Genomic DNA, 16191 nt, shown 5'->3' with positions numbered 1-16191 from the left:
TGAGTTCAGCTTTCTACCGTGAGCACCGCAATGCCGTTGGCTTTGGCCTGGCAGACCAGCTCGCAGGTGTCGTCACCGCCAGGCAGGGCGATGACCACATCCGGGCGGCTGTCGGTCAGCATGAAATGGTTGCGCTGGCGTTCCGCCTGCTTGCCGTGGCGTTGCCAATTGGGTGGGTAACGCACCACGTCGATGTCCATTTCCCGCGCCCATTCCTCGATGTCGCTGCCGAGGAACTGGTTGCCGCCGTGGATCAGTACCTGCACCGGGCGCAGGCGATGGTAAGCGTCCAGCACGTGGCGGGACTTTTTGCTGTCGGCGTAATGACGACCTGCACAGATCAAGACGCGCATAGGCAGAGTCCTTGTGTTGCACGCTGACCGTCGGGCGACGGCCAGCGTTTTCGAAAGGCGGGGGATCAGTACCACTGCTTGAAGCGGCGGATGTAGATCGTTTTCATCAGTTGGGCCACGCAGCAGTAGCTGAGCAAGGTGCCCACCAGCCATGGGAAGTACGCCAGCGGCAGCGGTTGCAGGCCGACCAGGGTGCCCAGCGGCGAGAACGGCACGTAGATCCCCAGCGCGATCACCACGCCGGTCATCATCAACACTGGCCACGCGGCCGTGCTCTGGAAGAACGGGATCTTGCGCGTACGCAACATGTGCACCACCAGGGTTTGCGAGAGCAGCCCCTCGATAAACCAGCCGGACTGGAACAGCGTCTGCATCTCTACACTGTTGGCGGCGAACACGTACCACATCAGCGCAAAGGTGGTGATGTCGAAGATCGACGAGGTCGGCCCGATCCAGATCATGAAGCGGCCGATGTTTTTCGCATCCCACTTGCGTGGCTTGGCCAGGTATTCCTTGTCCATCTTGTCCCACGGCAGGGCCAGCTGGGAGATGTCGTACATCAGGTTCTGCAACAGCAGGTGGATCGACAGCATCGGCAGGAACGGGATAAACGCGCTGGCCACCAGCACCGAGAACACGTTGCCGAAGTTGGAGCTGGCAGTCATGTTCAGGTACTTCATGATATTGCCGAAGGTTTCGCGGCCTTTGAGCACACCTTCTTCGAGCACCATCAGGCTCTTTTCCAGCAGGATGATATCCGCCGATTCCTTGGCGATGTCGGTGCCGCTGTCCACCGAGATACCCACATCGGCATCGCGCAGCGCCGGAGCATCGTTGATGCCGTCGCCGAGGAAACCCACCGTGTGACCGTTGGCTTGCAGGGCCTTGAGCACGCGGGATTTTTGCAGCGGCGTCAGCTTGGCAAACACCGTGCGTTCTTCGACGCGGCGCAGCAGGGTTGCATCGTCCATCGCTTCGATTTCCACCCCCAGCAGCGGCTGGCCAGGATCGAGACCAACCTGGCGGCAGATCTTGGCGGTGACCACGGCGTTGTCGCCAGTCAGCACTTTGATCGCGACGCCGATCTGTTGCAGGGCAGCAATGGCCGGGCCGGCAGTTTCCTTCGGCGGATCGAGGAAGGTCAGGAACCCCTGGATCACCAGGTTGCGCTCATCCGCCGTGGTGTACTGCTGGCGGGCCAACGCCTTGGGAATGTTGCGCGTCGCCACCACGAGTACGCGGAAACCGTCTTCGTTGTAGTCATTCGCAATCGCCAGCAATTCCTCGCGGCGCCGGGCGTCGAGCGGCACGGCTGCACCGGCCTCCATGACGTGGGTGGAAATGCCGAGCATTTCTTCCACCGCGCCTTTGCACACCAGCAGATGGTCGTCGGCGGCGTCCTTGACCACGATCGACAGGCGCCGGCGCACAAAGTCGAACGGCAGTTCATCGACCTTGCTGTAGGCAAACGGCACCTGGAACTTCGGATTTTGCTCCGCGAACTGCACCACCGCCTGGTCCATCAGGTTTTTCATGCCGCTCTGGTGGTAGCTGTTGAGCCAGGCCAGGGACAGCACCGCATCATCGCGTTGGCCCCAGGCATTCACGTGATGCTCGAGGATGATCTTGTCCTGGGTCAGGGTGCCGGTCTTGTCGGTGCACAGCACGTCCATCGAACCGAAGTTCTGGATCGCATTCAGGCGCTTGACCACCACCTTGCGCTTGGCCATCGCCGTGGCGCCCTTGGCCAGGTTGGCGCTGACGATCATCGGCAGCATTTCCGGGGTCAGGCCCACGGCGACCGCCAAGGCAAACAGGAAGGCATCGCCCCAGTCACCCTTGGAGAAGCCATTGAGCAGGAACACGATCGGCACCATCACCAGCATGAAGCGGATCAGCAACCAACTGACGCTGTTGACCCCACGGTCGAAGGCGGTTTGCACGCGCGAGCCGACAATCGCCTTGGCCAACGAACCAAAATAGGTGCGCGGCCCGGTCGCCACCACCACCGCCTTGGCGCGGCCGCTGACCACGTTGGTGCCCATGAAGCAGATGTTCGGCAGGTCGAGCAGGTTGCCCTGGTCGGCGGCCACGCTGCTGGCGGATTTTTGCGTGACTTCGCCCAGGGTGTCGTATTTTTCTACCGGCAAGGCTTCGCCGGTGAGCACGGCCTGGCTGATAAACAGGTCGCGGGACTCGATCAGGCGGATGTCGGCGGGGATCATGTCGCCGGCCGACAGTTGCACGATATCGCCGGCCACCAGGTCGCGCATTGGCACTTCGCGCAGCGTCGGCGGGCTGCCCACTTGTTCACGGCGCAGCACAGTGGCGGTGGTGCGCACCATGGCTTTGAGGGCTTCGGCGGACTTGGCCGAGCGGTGTTCCTGCCAGAAGCGCAACAGGCTGCTGAGCAGTACCATGGTCATGATGATGACCACTTTGGTCGGGTCGGCGTCTTCGCCGTCCTGCATCGGCAGCCAGCAATCGGTGAAGAAGCTGATGCCGCCCAAGGTCAGCAGCACATAGATGAACGGGTTGTTCAATGCCTGCAGGAACTGCACGACCGCGTGTGGCGGCTTGTCATGGGCCACTTCGTTGTAGCCTTCGCGTTGCAGGCGGGCAGCGGCGTCCAGTTCGGTCAGGCCGTCCTGGGTGGCACGGACGTTGGCCAGGGTGGCTTGCAGGCCGTTGTGGGCTTCGCGGGCGGCACGCATCGACAGTTTGCTGTCGCTGCCGTTTTTGGTCTGCAGTGGGGTGTTTTTTACGGCGCTCATTGTGTGTACTCCTGTCGCCAATTCTCGACAAAACATACCCGTTACTTACCTGGTTGCAGGCGAGCGAAAGCATGCCGAGCCGCGGACTTCGCGATCGGTTTAAATAAGGAGATTACATATCTACTACTGCAGCGTTAGTTAACTAACGCGCAGCCGACTACCACTGGAATTGTTCATAAGGAACTCCAGGGTATTGATCAGAAAGTTGCTGTTTTCAGCAGGCTCAGGCGGCGCGAACGCTCACGCGAAATCCAGGCTGAAAACCTTGGGTCTCTGCGGGTCTTGAGGGGAGGGCGTAGCAAAGGCCGAGCGCATCGGGAAAAACCCCACAGGGGCACGGCAGAGCTCGGTCCGCAGGGCTGCGGCCAAGCTTGGTACATCAGGTAAAACAAGGGTTTTAAAGGTCATAACACACCTCGGGACCGGACGGGCATCCGGCGAGGCAGTTACGGTGGAGCATCGAGCTCTAGCGCAGCTTACCGGACCGGGGAGGCGAGTCCTGTCATATTCTGGGTTGGGCGCCCGATGCCTGCAAACGCAGTGCACGGACAGCGACTAGATACTGTGTCCATTGGCTTCTTTTGTGAGGGTTAAAAAAGGCCCCAGTTGCGGGCACGGGCAATCTACTCAGCCAGTTACAAAATGTCAACGCATGATCAATTAAAATAACCGGCGTTCAGAGTGTATTCAGATAAGAGGCAAGTTGCAGAGTATATAACTTCATACTCCACGGGCGGCCAGAACAGCCAGATAAAGCAATACCACACCGCAGGCGCCATAACTGACGCGCTGCCACAGCGGTGATGCATTCTTGCGCAACAGGTTGACCAGGCCGGCAATCAGAAAACACGACAACAGCGATGCCAGCATAAAACCTGCAAAAAACATCAGCGTCTGCCCCTGGCTGGGTGTGGCGCCGACGATGCCGGACAAGGCGCTGCCCAGCGCGCCCCAGTAAACAATGTTCTTCGGGTTGGCCAAGGAGATCGCTGCACCTACCGCCAAGGCATTCTGCCCGGATCTGGCCGGCGCGCTGTCTGCCGCGGGCAGGTGCCAGGCGTCGATCAGGCTGCGCACGCCCAGCCACGCCAGGTACAGCGCGCACACGAGCGTCAGTGGCACGCGCACCGCGTCATGCTGGATTAACAGGGCGATGCCCGTGAGGCCGATCACCGCCCACACGGCGTCGCCCACCAGGGAGCCGACCTGCACCAGCAAGGCCGGGGTGAAACCATGCAGCAGGCCACGGCGCAGGGTCTCCGCCAGCACGGCACCGGGGGAGAGGCAAAACACAAAACCGAATACCAGCGCGTAGAAAAAGATCGTCAGCATGCCCGCGTTCCTTCAAGAGAGGGCGAGCAGTGTGAGGCGACGCGCAGGTGCTGTCTTGAACCAGATTGCGCTGTTCAGCGTTTCAACACGCTTTGATAACGCCCCGGCGTGATGCCATAGGCCGCGCGGAAATGCCGGTTGAGATGGCTCTGGTCGGCAAACCCGAGGTCGTGAGCAACTTCGCTGGCCGCCACGCCATTGCGCAACAGGCCCTTGGCCCGCCGCGTGCGCAATTGCATCGCCCATTGCCGGGGGCTGAGCCCGGTCTCTTTCTGGAAGGTGCGCAGCAGGTGAAACTTGGATAACCCCAGCTCATCGCCAAGATGCTCCAGCGGCAGTGAACGAGACAGGTGCTCGGCGAGCAGTTCCTGGGCGCGGCCGATGAGGTTTTTGCCCGCTGCCGTGCTATCGGGCAAGCGCACGCCGCTAAGGCTGACCACCTCAGCCAACAGCAGCACCAAGGCGTCTTCGCTCAAGCCCTGGCCCAGCGCATCGCCGCACAATGTGCCGCGCACCGTCGCCGCCAGGCGCCGGGCCAGGTCTGGCGCAAAACACAGCGAACGGTCGAACTCCAAGTGTGTAAGCCCCAGGTCAGCGGCCAATTGCTCTGCGGTAATGTACAGGCTCACGAACTGCCAGGGCGCGCCATCTGCTGCGCCACCGCCCTGGATCTGCCCAGGGTTGTACAAGGTGATAGAACCCGGGCCGGCCTCGAATTCGCGGCGGTCCAACCAGACTTTTTCTTCGCCGACCAGGTTCACGCCGATCACACATTCGTCATGGCTGTGACGGGCAAAGGTCAGGCCGGTGCAGGTGGTGCTGCTGATTTCGTAGTGGCCCAGCCAGGCGTGTTGCATCGTGCTCATCAGCGGCTCCGGTTACAGGGTGGCGATGCGATCAAGCTCGGCCTTGATTTCAATGGCAGTCAAGCGGGCGAAGGGGACCTCGAAAAACGCCCGGCAGCGGCGCTCGATGATCTGCAGGGTAGCCTGAAATGCGCCGTCGATGTGGGCATCATCTCCCTGTACATCGGACGGGTCCGCCAACCCCCAATGGGCCTTCAGCGCCGGCCCGAAATACACCGGGCAAGCTTCGCTGGCAGCCTTGTCGCACACGGTGATGACCACGTCCGGCGGGCTGCCTTCAAAGGCCTCATTACCCTTGCTGTACAGGCCCTCGGTGCTGATGCCCGCCGCCTGCAATGTGCTCAGGCTGCGCGGCAGCACCTGGCCCTTGGGGACGCTGCCGGCGCTGATCGCCTCGAACCCCGGCGGCGCCAAGTGGTTGAACAGCGCCTCGGACAAAATGCTCCGACAGCTGTTGGCGGTACACATGAACAGGACTTTCACTGGCATTCTCCGTCAGAAACTCAGGCGCAAGGCGAGGGCGGCAAGGGTGATCAGCAGCACCGGCAAGGTCAGCACAATCCCGACCTTGAAGTAGTAGCCCCAGGTGATGGTGATGCCTTTGCGCGCCAGGATATGCAGCCACAGCAAGGTCGCCAGGCTGCCGATGGGGGTGATTTTGGGGCCCAGGTCGCTACCGATCACGTTGGCGTAGATCATCGCGTCCTTGACCACGCCCACGGCATGGCTGGACTCGATGGACAGCGCGCCGATCAGCACGGTCGGCAGGTTGTTCATGGCCGATGACAGCAACGCCGTCAGCACCCCGGTGCCCATGGCTGCGCCCCACACGCCGTAATGGGCAAAGGTATCGAGCCAGGTCGCCAGGTAGGTGGTGAGGCCGGCGTTGCGCAAGCCGTAGACCACCAGGTACATGCCCAAGGAAAAAATCACGATCTGCCACGGTGCTTCCTTCAGCACTTTACGCGTGGAAATCTTGTGGCCCTTGGCGGCGATCACCAGCAGGAGCACGGCGCACACCGCGGAGATCGCACTGATGGGAATCCCCAGCGGTTCCAGGGCAAAGCAGCCGACCAGCAGGATGCCCAGCACCCACCAGCCGGCGCGGAAGGTGGCGCGGTCGTGGATGGCGCTGGCGGGGTCGGCCAGGTCGGCCGGGTCATAGGCCTGGGGAATATCGCGGCGGAAAAACCACAGCAACACCGCCAGGGTGGCGGCCACGCTGACAAAATTCACCGGCACCATCACCGCTGCGTACTCGTTGAAACCGATCTTGAAATAGTCCGCCGAGACGATATTCACCAGGTTCGACACCACCAGCGGCAGGCTCGCCGTGTCGGCGATAAACCCCGCGCCCATCACGAACGCGAGGGTCGCCGCCGGCGAAAAGCGCAAGGCCAGCAGCATCGACATCACGATAGGCGTGAGGATCAGTGCGGCACCGTCATTGGCAAACAGCGCCGAGACCAACGCGCCGAGCAGCACCATATAGGCAAACAACCGCCGGCCACGGCCACGGCCCCAGCGGGCTACATGCAGGGCGGTCCAGGCGAAGAACCCGGCTTCGTCCAGCAGTAGGCTGATGATGATCAGCGCGACGAAGGTGCCGGTGGCGTTCCAGATGATGTGCCACACCACCGGGATATCCGCCAGGCTGATCACGCCGCAGGCCAGGGCCAGGATCGCGCCCATGGTTGCGCTCCAGCCGACGCCGAGGCCCTTGGGCTGCCAGATGACCAGAACGATGGTGAAGATGAAAATGCCAATGGCGACAAGCATGAATAAACGCTCCGAGGGTTCAGCAGCAGGTAGTGACTCGTTGTGGTCGGTCGCCCATTGCATCCAGGCGCTGTGCGTCGTTCTGCAACCAGGGCTGGTTGGCTTGCAAGGTGGTGTCCAGCACTTGGGTGACCCAGCCGGGCAGTGCCGGGTTGATGCGGTAATAAATCCATTGTCCCTGCCGACGGTCCAGCAGAAGCCCACAACTGCGCAGTTGCGCGAGGTGGCGGGAAATTTTCGGCTGGCTGTCGTCCAAGGCATGGATCAATTCGCACACACAAAGTTCGCCTTCGCGCAGGATCAGCAGCGTCAAGCGCGCGCGGGTGGCGTCTGCCAGGCATTTGAACAGGGTGGGAGGGGAGAAAAGATCCGACATGATCATGGCCTGTATATTCGTTAATTCGAATATACGTATATCCATATATGTAGGTCAAATCCGCTTTTCATTTGATCGGGATCAATTCCGCCTCAATCAGCCACAAGTGTTTGAAATTAAAATGAAACACGAATGTCCTAAAGTGCCTGCCCATTGCTGATGAAGGAAGAACCCGCGTGACCCGTGCCACTCGCAACCTGCGCAAGACCTTGGATTCCGTCGCGGAAAATAACGAAACCGCCGCGTTTGACCTGATGCGTGCCGTCGAAAAACTCGGCGATGAAGTGCTGCGCCAACGCTTGCTCAACACCATTCACCGGCTCAACCAGGACGCCCACGAACTGCGCGAAGCGCGCGACTCGGTAGAGCAGGTGTCGGTCCGCCTGGCCTGAGCAAGATCGTTCAAGACAAGCCCCCTGTTGCGCTGGCATGCTTGTCGACTGTCTGTCGATGAGCCGTCTCCATGCCTACTGCCTTACCTCATTATGCCTTCGCTCGCGGCGCGATCGCCGTTATTCCCCTGTCCCTGGCCTGTGCACCCTGGGGCCTGCTGGCCGGTTCGATGGCCATCGATGCACAATTCACCCCGCTGCAGGCGCAGGGGTTGTCCGCCATCGTCTTCGCCGGCGCGGCTCAACTGGTCGCCATCGGCATGGTCAAAAGCGGTGCCAGCCTGATATCCATCGTGCTGACTACCTTGCTGCTGACGTCTCAGCATCTGCTCTATGGCATGCATTTGCGCCCGATTGTTTCACCACTCAAGACCCGCTGGCGCATGAGCCTGGGGTTCCTGCTGACCGACGAATTTTTTGCCTTGGTCAGCCACTACGACCGCGAAACCTTTAACCGCTGGTACGCCCTGGGTGTCGGGCTGACGTTCTACATCGCCTGGAACCTGTTTACCTTGGCCGGCATCGTGCTGGGCAAAAGCATTCCCGGCCTCGACCAGTTGGGCCTGGAGTTTTCCATTGCCGCGACCTTTATCGCGTTGATCACCCCGGTGGTGCGTGACGTGCCGACGGTGGTCTGCGTGGCCGTGTCGCTGCTGTTTTCGGTGTGGCTGAGCTTCCTGCACTGGGAGTCGGCGGTGGTGGTGTCCGGCGTGCTGGGTATGAGCGCAGGGTTTGTGTGCAAGCGACTGGGAGTCGGGCAGCGATGATTTACCTGATGATTGTGGCCATGGGCCTGGTGGTTTTCCTCAACCGTTACCTGTTTATCGAACCGCGCTTGCCGGTGCGGCTTAACCGCGGGGCGCGGGAGTTTCTCGGGTTTGCGGTGCCGGGCATGCTCACCGCTATTTGCGGGCCGATCATTTTTCTCGCCGACCACCAACTCAACCTGAGCCCGGCAAACCCCTACCTGCTGGCTGGCATCTGTGCGGTGGGGTTGATGTTCTGGACGCGCAATGTGCTGGTCACCGTGCTGTTGAGCATGGGTTTGTTCTATCTGTTTCGCTGGTGGCTATGAGCCGACACGCAGGCGAAAAAAAGCCCGCGGGAGGGCGGGCAGAAGGGAGACTTCTAAAAAATGAGCCTGCCGACTATAGGCGGTGCCCGGTCCCTTCACAGTGAAACTAAATTCATCCAGCGCACAGCAAAGCGGCCCCAATCGGGGCCGCTGTTGCATCAGCTCTTGGCGTTGAGCTTGCGCAGCTCTTCGTAGGTGGCGGACTGGACGAACCAGAAGCCGGAGATGATGCACCAGGTCAACGTACCGCCGACCAGAATCGCCAGGCCCGACAGAAAATTCGCGCTGAACATCGACACCAGGCCAATCAGCCAGACGAAGGCCAGGGCGATGTAGAGAACGGAGTTGTTTACGCTGATGACGAAATCTTTCATGACGCTTCCTTGTAGAGAATATCCCGTTGACCTCCTCAGTGAGATCAACGGCGCCATCATAAAGCCATGATCCAGGTCGCGCTACCCGGTAATCCACCCTGGCAGGTACCGGCTAATGATAGAGTCGCGTTTTTTCCATGGAGGCGATGAGATGCGCAAGGTTGTATTGGGCACATTGGTACTGGTTGCACTGGCCGGTTGCGCGGGCTCGAAGATGAAAGACGCGCGCGCAGGCAACCCCTACAAGGCCATGGCGTCGGACAAGGCCACACTGGTGGTTGCCGAGTGCATCCAGTTCGGCTGGCAGGATGAAAGCGTGTTTGGCGTGGACGCGGGGGGCTTCAAGGAGCCGACCGGGGCCGGTGGATTTACTGTCTACACCACCGGCGGCGACTATTTTGTCGATGTGCTGAGCGCCGGCGCCGGCTCTACCGTCAAGTACTACGCGGCTGAAGACAATATGCCCGCCAAGCGCCGTTTAGCTGCTCTAGCGACTTGCCTGTAATCCATTTCCCTAGTGTTTTTAGGAAATGCCCGGCGGGACAGCCGCCGGACATTCGCTTATGATGCACGCGCTCGCTCGACATGATGGCTCTTTACCAGTACACGGACGTCGAGGCCTAACCGTCGGGCGAGCACTTTTTTGTCCCTTATCGCGGCATAAAACCCAAATGCCAGCGCCGGGGGATCTTCAGTGACACCAGCCCCAACACCGCTGCCAACACACCACTGACCAGCAGCGCCTGCAGGCCCATCTGCTGCTCCAGCAGCGCGCCAATCACCGCGCCGACAAACATCCCCGCCCATGGAATCAATTGCACCCGCCAGCCATTGCGGCGTTCACCGAGCATCCAGCGCCCCAGGCCGCGGCCAAAACGCGAGAGCGCGCCAGTGACGTAGGTGAGGCCGACCGGCAAACCGTTTACCTCTTCCACCGCCGCATTAAGCATGCCCATCGCAATGATCGCCGCCAGCAACGCGGGCAGCGCATCCGCTACCGGCAGCATCGCACCGCCGCAGAGCAAGGCTGCAATACACAACAGCAGGGGCAGGGCGTGGCGCCGGCTGACGCGGCTGACCATCACCCCCAACGCATTGCCCACCACGAAGGTGGCCACCAGCAACAGCAGCCGCCCGGTCAAGCCCAGGTCGCCGGCACTGATCGCCACCGCCAGGCGGGTGGTGTTGCCGCTCATGAACGAGACAAAATCGCCACTGGCCATAAAGCCAATGGCGTCGGTCATGCCCGCCAGCACCGACAGGCTGGCCACCAGCATCAGGCCGACGCGGCCGCGCCAACGCTGTTGGTGGGCAAGGGCGGCATTGGCGATGGGCTTGCGCGGCGAAGGCAGCATGGGGCCGGGTTCCTCGGTGAGATTATCCGGCCACTACCGTAGGACGCTTTGCGGGCGCGCGCAATGACCTCAGACACACTCCAGTTGCCAGCCCTCCGGTTGCCAGCTCAAATGATGGGTAGGGCGGATCGCCTGCACCAACTCGGCGTCATGGGATACCACCAGCATCGCGCCGGTAAAACCTTGCAACGCCTGCTCAAAAGCGTGCACGGATTCCAGGTCCAGGTGGTTGGTCGGCTCATCCAGCAACAGCAGTTGCGCGGGTGTTTCGCGCCACAGGGCAATCGCCATGGCGGCTTTCAAGCGCTCGCCGCCGCTGAGGTTTGCAGCCGGTTGGGTCACCCGCGTGGCATCCAGTTGCAGCAAGGCCAGGCGTGTGCGCAATTCGGCTGCGGCCAGCGTGGTGTCGAACTGGTCGATGATGGCTCGTTGATTGTCCAGCAGCGTCAGGTGCTGGTCGATATACGCGCTGGGCACCGTCACCGAGGATTCGCCACTGACGGGCTGGTATTGGCCGGCGAGCACCTTGAGCAAGGTGGATTTACCGCAACCGTTAGGCCCCAGCACGGCTACGCGCACCGGGCCCATCAGTTGCAGCGTGAGTGCCGGGTGCTCCAGCCAGGGCAACCGCGCGTCTACCAGTCTGAGCACGTGTCGACCATTGGGCACCGCAGAACCCGGCAGGGCCAGCAACGTCGGTGTCTCATCCGCGACGCGTGCGTATGCCTGACGTACGCCGTCATCCAGCGCATGTTTGTGTGTCTGATGGGCACTGCGCACGCTGCTGACGATTTGCGTGGCGGCGCCTTTCCAGCGGGCCTTGGTGAACCGATCCACATTGGCCGTCTCTGCGTGTTTGCGCGAGTGCGCGGCATTGCGTTGCAGGCTGTCGTGGTCTTTTTGCAGGCGCCGGCGTTCGCGGCTGCGCTCCAGGCGCGCGTGGTCCAATGCGGCGACGGCGGCGTGCTGTTCGGCATCGCGTTGCTGGCGGTAGGCCGTGTAGTTGCCGCCGTACACCCGCGCACCCAGTGGGGACAGCTCGACAATGCGCGCAAGCGTGTTAAGCAATTGCCGGTCATGGCTGACCACCACCAGGCCGCCGCGCCAGGCGTTCAAGGCCTGTAGCAGCCACGCGCGTCCGGCGCCGTCGAGGTGGTTGGTGGGCTCATCGAGTACCAGCAGTTGCGGCGCGGCCAACAGCGCACCGATCACCGCCACCCGCGCCAGCTGGCCGCCGCTGAGATGCTCGGCTGGGGTATCCACCTCAAGATCCCCCAGGCCGGCTGAATCCAACGTGTTGCGCAAGCGCTCGGCAAGGTCCCAGCGGTCGTTGACCACCGCCAGGTCATCCACCCGTGCAACCCCCGACGCCAAGCGCTCCAAGGCTGCCAGCACCGCTGCGGTGCCGGTGATATCGGCGACGGTCTCGCCGGCGGCAACCGCGATGCGTTGGGGCACATACGCCACGCTGGCCGAGCGCATGAGCGAGCCGGACGAGGGGGCCAACTGCCCGGCGATGAGTTGGGCGAGGATACTTTTGCCCTGCCCGTTGCGCCCCACGATACCGGTGGGCGTGCGGTCGATGGACAGGCTCAGGTCATCCAGCAAGGTCTCGCCATTGGCGAACTGGAAGCACAGGTGTTGCAGGGAAACCAGGACGGGCAGCCGGTTGACGTCAGTCATCAGCACCTCCAGAAAAATGTCGAACAGGCCAACAAGCGCGCCGGGCGGCTCGTTGCAGATACATTTTGGAAGGCTTAGTGGTTCACGTCGGCGGTCGTCCTGAACGTCAGAAGGGAGGCAGAGCCTAACTCGCCTCGGCGTTCTTCGGCAAGTCGGCGGCGAGTCGCTCGAGGAACATTGCGAGGGCGACTTCCTCGGCTTTAAGGCCTTTGCGCACCCTCGGCTTGGGCAGCCGAGACAGTTCACCCAGGCTGAAATGCTCCAGCACCGCCGGGTGGATATAGCACTTGCGGCACACCGCCGGGGTGTTGCCCAGCTGTTTGGCCACATCCTTGACCATCGCCACCACATGCCGTTTGGCATCGGACTCCGGCTGCCACTCCAACTCCCGCAATACGGCCAGCGCCATGGCGGTGCCAGCCCACGTGCGGTAATCCTTGGCGGTGAAGTCGGCGCCGGTGAGGTCGTGCAGGTAGGCGTTGACGTCCTGGGAGCTGACGGTATGGCGCTCGCCATCGGTGTCCAGGTACTGAAACAGGTTCTGCCCCGGCAGTTCCAGGCAGCGCTTGACCACACTGGCCAGGCGCCGGTCCTTAACGCTGAGTTGGTGTTCCACGCCGCTCTTGCCGCGAAACTGAAACTTGATCTCGCTGCCCTTGATATCCACATGGCGGCTGCGCAGGGTGGTCAGGCCGTAGGATTTGTTCTCGCGCGCATACTCGACATTGCCGACGCGAATCAGCGTGGCGTCCAGCAGCATTACCACCGTGGCCAGCACCTTTTCGCGGGTAAAACCGGGCTCGGCCAGTTGCGCTTCCAGCTGCTTGCGCAATTTAGGCAGGGCATTGCCGAACTCCTGCAGGCGCGAGTACTTGTCGCTGTCGCGCACTTCGCGCCAGCGCGCGTGGTAGCGATACTGCTTGCGCCCACGGGCGTCGCGGCCGGTGGCTTGCAGATGGCCGCGCGGGTCGGCGCAGATCCACACATCGGTATAGGCGGGTGGGACGGCAAGGCTGTTGAGGCGCTTGACCTCGGCGGCATCGGTAATGCGCTCACCTTTTTGGTCGAAATACTGGAACTTGTCGCGCACTTTTTTGCGGCGAATGCCGGGCTGGGTGTCGTCAACGTAATGCAGGTCGGCGGGCAACGCGGAGTCGGACATGGCACGGTTTCCTTGGCAACAAATCAGGCCGGTATGCCTGATTGACCGCAGCCGTGCGCGGTCGTGCCAAAAGGTTTGCTAGGCCAATACCGCGACGGCCTTGATCTGCGCCCACAGCTGCTGGCCGGGGTGCAGTTGCAACTGGTCGCGGGAAAAACGCGTGATCCGTGCCAGTAGTGGCGTGCCATCGGCGTCCAGGCGCACCAGCACGTGGGCGCTGTTATCCGCCGCCACCTCCTGGGTGACCGTCACCGGCAGGCGGTTGAGGATGCTGCTGTGTTCCTCGGCCTGCAGGCTGAGGCTCACGTCCCGCGCCTGTACTTTTACCCGCAGTGTCTTGCCCACCGCCATCGGTGCATGCGCCACGCGCAGGTGCTGCGCGCTGCCGGGCAGTTGCAGCGTCAGCAACTGGTAGTGCTCGTCGTAGGCACTGACGTTGCCGTTGACCACCACGCCGGCGTCATCCCCCAGTGCCATGGGCAGGTCGAGCCGCGCCAGGGTTTCGCCAATGGGGCCGCTGGCCAGGGCCTTGCCGTCGCTGAGCAATACGATGTGATCGGCCAGGCGCGCCACCTCGTCCTGGGCATGGCTGACATACAGCACCGGAATATCCAGCTCATCATGCAGGCGTTCGAGGTAGGGCAGGATTTCGCCTTTGCGCTGGCTGTCGAGGGCGGCCAGCGGTTCATCCATCAAGAGCAGGCGAGGGCTGGTGAGCAGGGCGCGGGCGATGCCGATGCGCTGGCGCTCGCCGCCGGACAAATGCTGCGGGTTGCGATCCAGCAAGTGGCCGATCCCCAGCAGCTCGGTGGCGTGGGCCATGTCGACCCGGCGTTGCGTGCGCGGGATGCGCTTGAGGCCGAATTCCAGGTTGGCCAGTACCGACAAATGCGCGAACAGGCTCGCCTCTTGAAACACATACCCCAGCGCCCGCTTGTGTGGCGGCACGAATAACCCGCTGCGGCTGTCTTGCCAGACCTCATCGTTGATCTGGATAAACCCGTCCCCGGCGCGCTCCAGCCCGGCGATGCAGCGCAGGCAGGTGGTCTTGCCGGAGCCGGAATGCCCGTACAGCGCCGTCACGCCGCGCCCGGGCAGGTGCAGGTCAACGTCCAGGGTAAAGCCGGAATACTTGAGTTGCAGGCGCACATCAATCATCGACATCAGCTCCAGCCCATCCGGGTTTTACGGCTGGAGTACAACGCCAGCAACACGAGGAACGCGAACACCACCATGGAGCCTGCCAGCCAATGGGCCTGGGCATATTCCATGGCTTCGACATGGTCGTAGATCTGCACCGAGACCACGCGGGTTTTGTCAGGGATATTGCCGCCGATCATCAGCACCACGCCGAACTCGCCAACGGTATGCGCAAACCCGAGGATGGCCGCGGTAATAAACCCCGGGCGCGCCAGGGGCAGGATGACGCTGAAGAACGTGTCCCACGGGTTGGCGCGCAGGGTCGCGGCCACTTCCAGCGGGCGGGTGCCGATCGCGGAGAAGGCGTTTTGCAACGGCTGCACCACAAACGGCATGGAATAGATCACCGAGCCAATCACCAGCCCGGCGAAGCTGAAGGTAAGGGTGCCCAGGCCCAGCCATTGGGTGAACTGGCCGAAGTAGCCATTGGGGCCCATGGTCAACAGCAGGTAGAAACCGATTACCGTTGGCGGCAACACCAACGGCAAGGCGACGATTGCCCCGATGGGCCCGCGCCACCACGAGCGGGTGCGCGACAGCCACAGCGCAATCGGAGTGCCGATGACCAGCAGGATCACGGTGGTCAGTGACGCCAGTTTGATGGTCAACCAGATAGCGGAAAAATCGGCACTCGATAACGGCATTTACTTGGCCAGCTCGTAACCATAGGACTTGATGACGGCCGCGGCTTTTGGCCCCTTGAGGTACTCGACCAGCGCTTTGGCAGCTGCGCTGTCCTTGCCCTTGGTGAGGATTACCGCGTCCTGTTTGATCGGGTCGTGCATGGAGGCCGGGACGATCCACGCCGAACCGCTGGTGACTTTGCCGTCTTTATAGATCTGCGACAAGGCGACAAAACCCAACTCGGCATTACCGGTGGACACAAACTGATAGGCCTGGGTGATGTTCTGGCCTTCGACGATCTTGTCCTTGACCTGCTCGGTCAGGCCTTCTTTGGCCAATACCTGGGTGGCGGCCAGGCCGTAAGGCGCGGCTTTGGGGTTGGCGATGGACAGGTGCTTGAATTGGTCCTTCTTCAATACCTCGCCCTTGGCGTCCACATAACCTTCTTTGGCCGACCACAATGCCAGGGTGCCCACGGCGTAAGTGAAGCGCGAGCCTTTGACGGTGTCGCCTTCGGCTTCGAGTTTTTGCGGGGTGGTGTCGTCGGCGCTCAGGAACACTTCGAACGGCGCGCCGTTCTTGATCTGGGTGTAGAACTGCCCGGTGGCGCCGTAGGCCGCAACCAGCTTGTGCCCGGTGTCTTTTTCGAAGTCGGCGGCAATCGCCTGGATCGGCGCGGTGAAGTTGGCGGCCACGGCCACCTGGACTTCATCGGCGTGCGCCGAACCGAAGGCGAGCGCGGCGACCAGCATGGCCAGGCGTGAGGCATGAATCTTCATGAAGCAGCTCCTTGGGGATTGTCCGGCTTGTTATAGGGAGAAGGCTTAACCGCTATGTATGGGAATA

Annotated in this window: 18 protein-coding genes; 4 read left to right on the top strand and 14 right to left on the bottom strand. The window is 61.9% G+C overall.

Features of this window, described 5'->3' with window-relative positions:
* Window positions 1-5: 5 nt before the first annotated feature.
* The 7 genes from CXQ82_RS16170 to CXQ82_RS16140 form a co-directional block, all read right to left on the bottom strand.
* Window positions 6-353, bottom strand: coding sequence for a DUF2493 domain-containing protein (locus CXQ82_RS16170; RefSeq protein WP_101270699.1), 348 nt, complete (start codon window positions 351-353; stop codon window positions 6-8).
* Between the two features lie 65 nt (window positions 354-418).
* A complete protein-coding gene (gene mgtA, locus CXQ82_RS16165; RefSeq protein WP_101270697.1) occupies window positions 419-3127 on the bottom strand; it encodes a magnesium-translocating P-type ATPase in 2709 nt (902 codons plus the stop codon).
* Window positions 3128-3847: 720 nt separating this feature from the next.
* The gene (locus tag CXQ82_RS16160; protein ID WP_101270695.1) at window positions 3848-4459 is read right to left on the bottom strand and encodes a LysE family transporter; all 612 of its coding nucleotides are present in this window, start codon (window positions 4457-4459) and stop codon (window positions 3848-3850) included.
* 74 nt (window positions 4460-4533) lie between these two features.
* Complete coding sequence (locus CXQ82_RS16155; protein WP_101270693.1) at window positions 4534-5325, bottom strand: AraC family transcriptional regulator; 792 nt, start codon at window positions 5323-5325, stop codon at window positions 4534-4536.
* A gap of 12 nt (window positions 5326-5337) precedes the next feature.
* Window positions 5338-5808 carry an arsenate reductase ArsC gene (locus CXQ82_RS16150; RefSeq protein WP_101270691.1) on the bottom strand — a complete coding sequence of 157 codons (471 nt, stop codon included), beginning with the start codon at window positions 5806-5808 and terminating at the stop codon, window positions 5338-5340.
* 12 nt (window positions 5809-5820) lie between these two features.
* Window positions 5821-7104 carry an arsenic transporter gene (locus CXQ82_RS16145; RefSeq protein WP_101270689.1) on the bottom strand — a complete coding sequence of 428 codons (1284 nt, stop codon included), beginning with the start codon at window positions 7102-7104 and terminating at the stop codon, window positions 5821-5823.
* A 19-nt stretch (window positions 7105-7123) separates the two neighbouring features.
* Complete coding sequence (locus CXQ82_RS16140; protein WP_101273805.1) at window positions 7124-7480, bottom strand: metalloregulator ArsR/SmtB family transcription factor; 357 nt, start codon at window positions 7478-7480, stop codon at window positions 7124-7126.
* Window positions 7481-7656: 176 nt separating this feature from the next.
* On the opposite strand from CXQ82_RS16140, the gene CXQ82_RS16135 reads away from it, so the two are divergent.
* The 3 genes from CXQ82_RS16135 (at window position 7657) to CXQ82_RS16125 (ending at window position 8947) form a co-directional block, all read left to right on the top strand.
* Window positions 7657-7872, top strand: coding sequence for a hypothetical protein (locus CXQ82_RS16135; RefSeq protein ID WP_025856028.1), 216 nt, complete (start codon window positions 7657-7659; stop codon window positions 7870-7872).
* 71 nt (window positions 7873-7943) lie between these two features.
* Window positions 7944-8639 carry an AzlC family ABC transporter permease gene (locus tag CXQ82_RS16130; RefSeq protein ID WP_101270687.1) on the top strand — a complete coding sequence of 232 codons (696 nt, stop codon included), beginning with the start codon at window positions 7944-7946 and terminating at the stop codon, window positions 8637-8639.
* Window positions 8636-8947: an AzlD domain-containing protein gene (locus tag CXQ82_RS16125; RefSeq protein WP_101270685.1), complete on the top strand. Its 312-nt coding sequence runs from the start codon at window positions 8636-8638 to the stop codon at window positions 8945-8947. The genes CXQ82_RS16130 and CXQ82_RS16125 overlap by 4 nt, the downstream gene beginning before the upstream one ends.
* 158 nt (window positions 8948-9105) lie before the next feature.
* Here CXQ82_RS16125 and CXQ82_RS16120 read toward each other — a convergent pair whose 3' ends face one another.
* On the bottom strand, window positions 9106-9321 hold the full coding sequence (locus CXQ82_RS16120) for a hypothetical protein (RefSeq protein ID WP_101270683.1): 216 nt from the start codon (window positions 9319-9321) through the stop codon (window positions 9106-9108).
* Between the two features lie 151 nt (window positions 9322-9472).
* On the opposite strand from CXQ82_RS16120, the gene CXQ82_RS16115 reads away from it, so the two are divergent.
* Window positions 9473-9826: a hypothetical protein gene (locus CXQ82_RS16115; protein WP_101270681.1), complete on the top strand. Its 354-nt coding sequence runs from the start codon at window positions 9473-9475 to the stop codon at window positions 9824-9826.
* Window positions 9827-9971: 145 nt separating this feature from the next.
* Here CXQ82_RS16115 and CXQ82_RS16110 read toward each other — a convergent pair whose 3' ends face one another.
* The 6 genes from CXQ82_RS16110 to modA form a co-directional block, all read right to left on the bottom strand.
* On the bottom strand, window positions 9972-10676 hold the full coding sequence (locus CXQ82_RS16110; RefSeq protein ID WP_101270679.1) for a YoaK family protein: 705 nt from the start codon (window positions 10674-10676) through the stop codon (window positions 9972-9974).
* 69 nt (window positions 10677-10745) lie between these two features.
* A complete protein-coding gene (locus tag CXQ82_RS16105; protein ID WP_101270677.1) occupies window positions 10746-12359 on the bottom strand; it encodes an ABC-F family ATP-binding cassette domain-containing protein in 1614 nt (537 codons plus the stop codon).
* A 124-nt stretch (window positions 12360-12483) separates the two neighbouring features.
* Window positions 12484-13521 carry a DNA topoisomerase IB gene (locus CXQ82_RS16100; protein WP_101270675.1) on the bottom strand — a complete coding sequence of 346 codons (1038 nt, stop codon included), beginning with the start codon at window positions 13519-13521 and terminating at the stop codon, window positions 12484-12486.
* A 78-nt stretch (window positions 13522-13599) separates the two neighbouring features.
* A complete protein-coding gene (gene modC, locus CXQ82_RS16095) occupies window positions 13600-14685 on the bottom strand; it encodes a molybdenum ABC transporter ATP-binding protein (protein WP_177409911.1) in 1086 nt (361 codons plus the stop codon).
* Entirely contained in the window at window positions 14685-15365 is a 681-nt protein-coding gene (gene modB / locus CXQ82_RS16090) for a molybdate ABC transporter permease subunit (RefSeq protein WP_101270673.1), read from the bottom strand. The genes modC and modB overlap by 1 nt, the downstream gene beginning before the upstream one ends.
* Window positions 15366-16124, bottom strand: a complete 759-nt coding sequence (modA, locus tag CXQ82_RS16085; RefSeq protein WP_101270671.1) for a molybdate ABC transporter substrate-binding protein — start codon at window positions 16122-16124, stop codon at window positions 15366-15368.
* Window positions 16125-16191 lie beyond the last annotated feature (67 nt).

Source organism: Pseudomonas sp. S09G 359, assembly GCF_002843605.1.
In the GTDB taxonomy this organism is placed as follows: Bacteria; Pseudomonadota; Gammaproteobacteria; order Pseudomonadales; family Pseudomonadaceae; genus Aquipseudomonas.
Note: the sequence above shows the minus strand (reverse complement) of the source record. Positions and strands in the feature narration are given on the sequence as shown.

What these genes read in the sequence shown, in the direction of transcription:
- CXQ82_RS16170 (WP_101270699.1), bottom strand. Translation starts at nt 353, where the DNA reads ATGCGCGTCTTGATCTGTGCAGGTCGTCATTACGCCGACAGCAAAAAG.
- mgtA (WP_101270697.1), bottom strand. Translation starts at nt 3,127, where the DNA reads ATGAGCGCCGTAAAAAACACCCCACTGCAGACCAAAAACGGCAGCGAC.
- CXQ82_RS16160 (WP_101270695.1), bottom strand. Translation starts at nt 4,459, where the DNA reads ATGCTGACGATCTTTTTCTACGCGCTGGTATTCGGTTTTGTGTTTTGC.
- CXQ82_RS16155 (WP_101270693.1), bottom strand. Translation starts at nt 5,325, where the DNA reads ATGAGCACGATGCAACACGCCTGGCTGGGCCACTACGAAATCAGCAGC.
- CXQ82_RS16145 (WP_101270689.1), bottom strand. Translation starts at nt 7,104, where the DNA reads ATGCTTGTCGCCATTGGCATTTTCATCTTCACCATCGTTCTGGTCATC.
- CXQ82_RS16140 (WP_101273805.1), bottom strand. Translation starts at nt 7,480, where the DNA reads ATGTCGGATCTTTTCTCCCCTCCCACCCTGTTCAAATGCCTGGCAGAC.
- CXQ82_RS16130 (WP_101270687.1), top strand. Translation starts at nt 7,944, where the DNA reads ATGCCTACTGCCTTACCTCATTATGCCTTCGCTCGCGGCGCGATCGCC.
- CXQ82_RS16125 (WP_101270685.1), top strand. Translation starts at nt 8,636, where the DNA reads ATGATTTACCTGATGATTGTGGCCATGGGCCTGGTGGTTTTCCTCAAC.
- CXQ82_RS16120 (WP_101270683.1), bottom strand. Translation starts at nt 9,321, where the DNA reads ATGAAAGATTTCGTCATCAGCGTAAACAACTCCGTTCTCTACATCGCC.
- CXQ82_RS16115 (WP_101270681.1), top strand. Translation starts at nt 9,473, where the DNA reads ATGCGCAAGGTTGTATTGGGCACATTGGTACTGGTTGCACTGGCCGGT.
- CXQ82_RS16110 (WP_101270679.1), bottom strand. Translation starts at nt 10,676, where the DNA reads ATGCTGCCTTCGCCGCGCAAGCCCATCGCCAATGCCGCCCTTGCCCAC.
- CXQ82_RS16105 (WP_101270677.1), bottom strand. Translation starts at nt 12,359, where the DNA reads ATGACTGACGTCAACCGGCTGCCCGTCCTGGTTTCCCTGCAACACCTG.
- CXQ82_RS16100 (WP_101270675.1), bottom strand. Translation starts at nt 13,521, where the DNA reads ATGTCCGACTCCGCGTTGCCCGCCGACCTGCATTACGTTGACGACACC.
- modC (WP_177409911.1), bottom strand. Translation starts at nt 14,685, where the DNA reads ATGTCGATGATTGATGTGCGCCTGCAACTCAAGTATTCCGGCTTTACC.
- modB (WP_101270673.1), bottom strand. Translation starts at nt 15,365, where the DNA reads ATGCCGTTATCGAGTGCCGATTTTTCCGCTATCTGGTTGACCATCAAA.
- modA (WP_101270671.1), bottom strand. Translation starts at nt 16,124, where the DNA reads ATGAAGATTCATGCCTCACGCCTGGCCATGCTGGTCGCCGCGCTCGCC.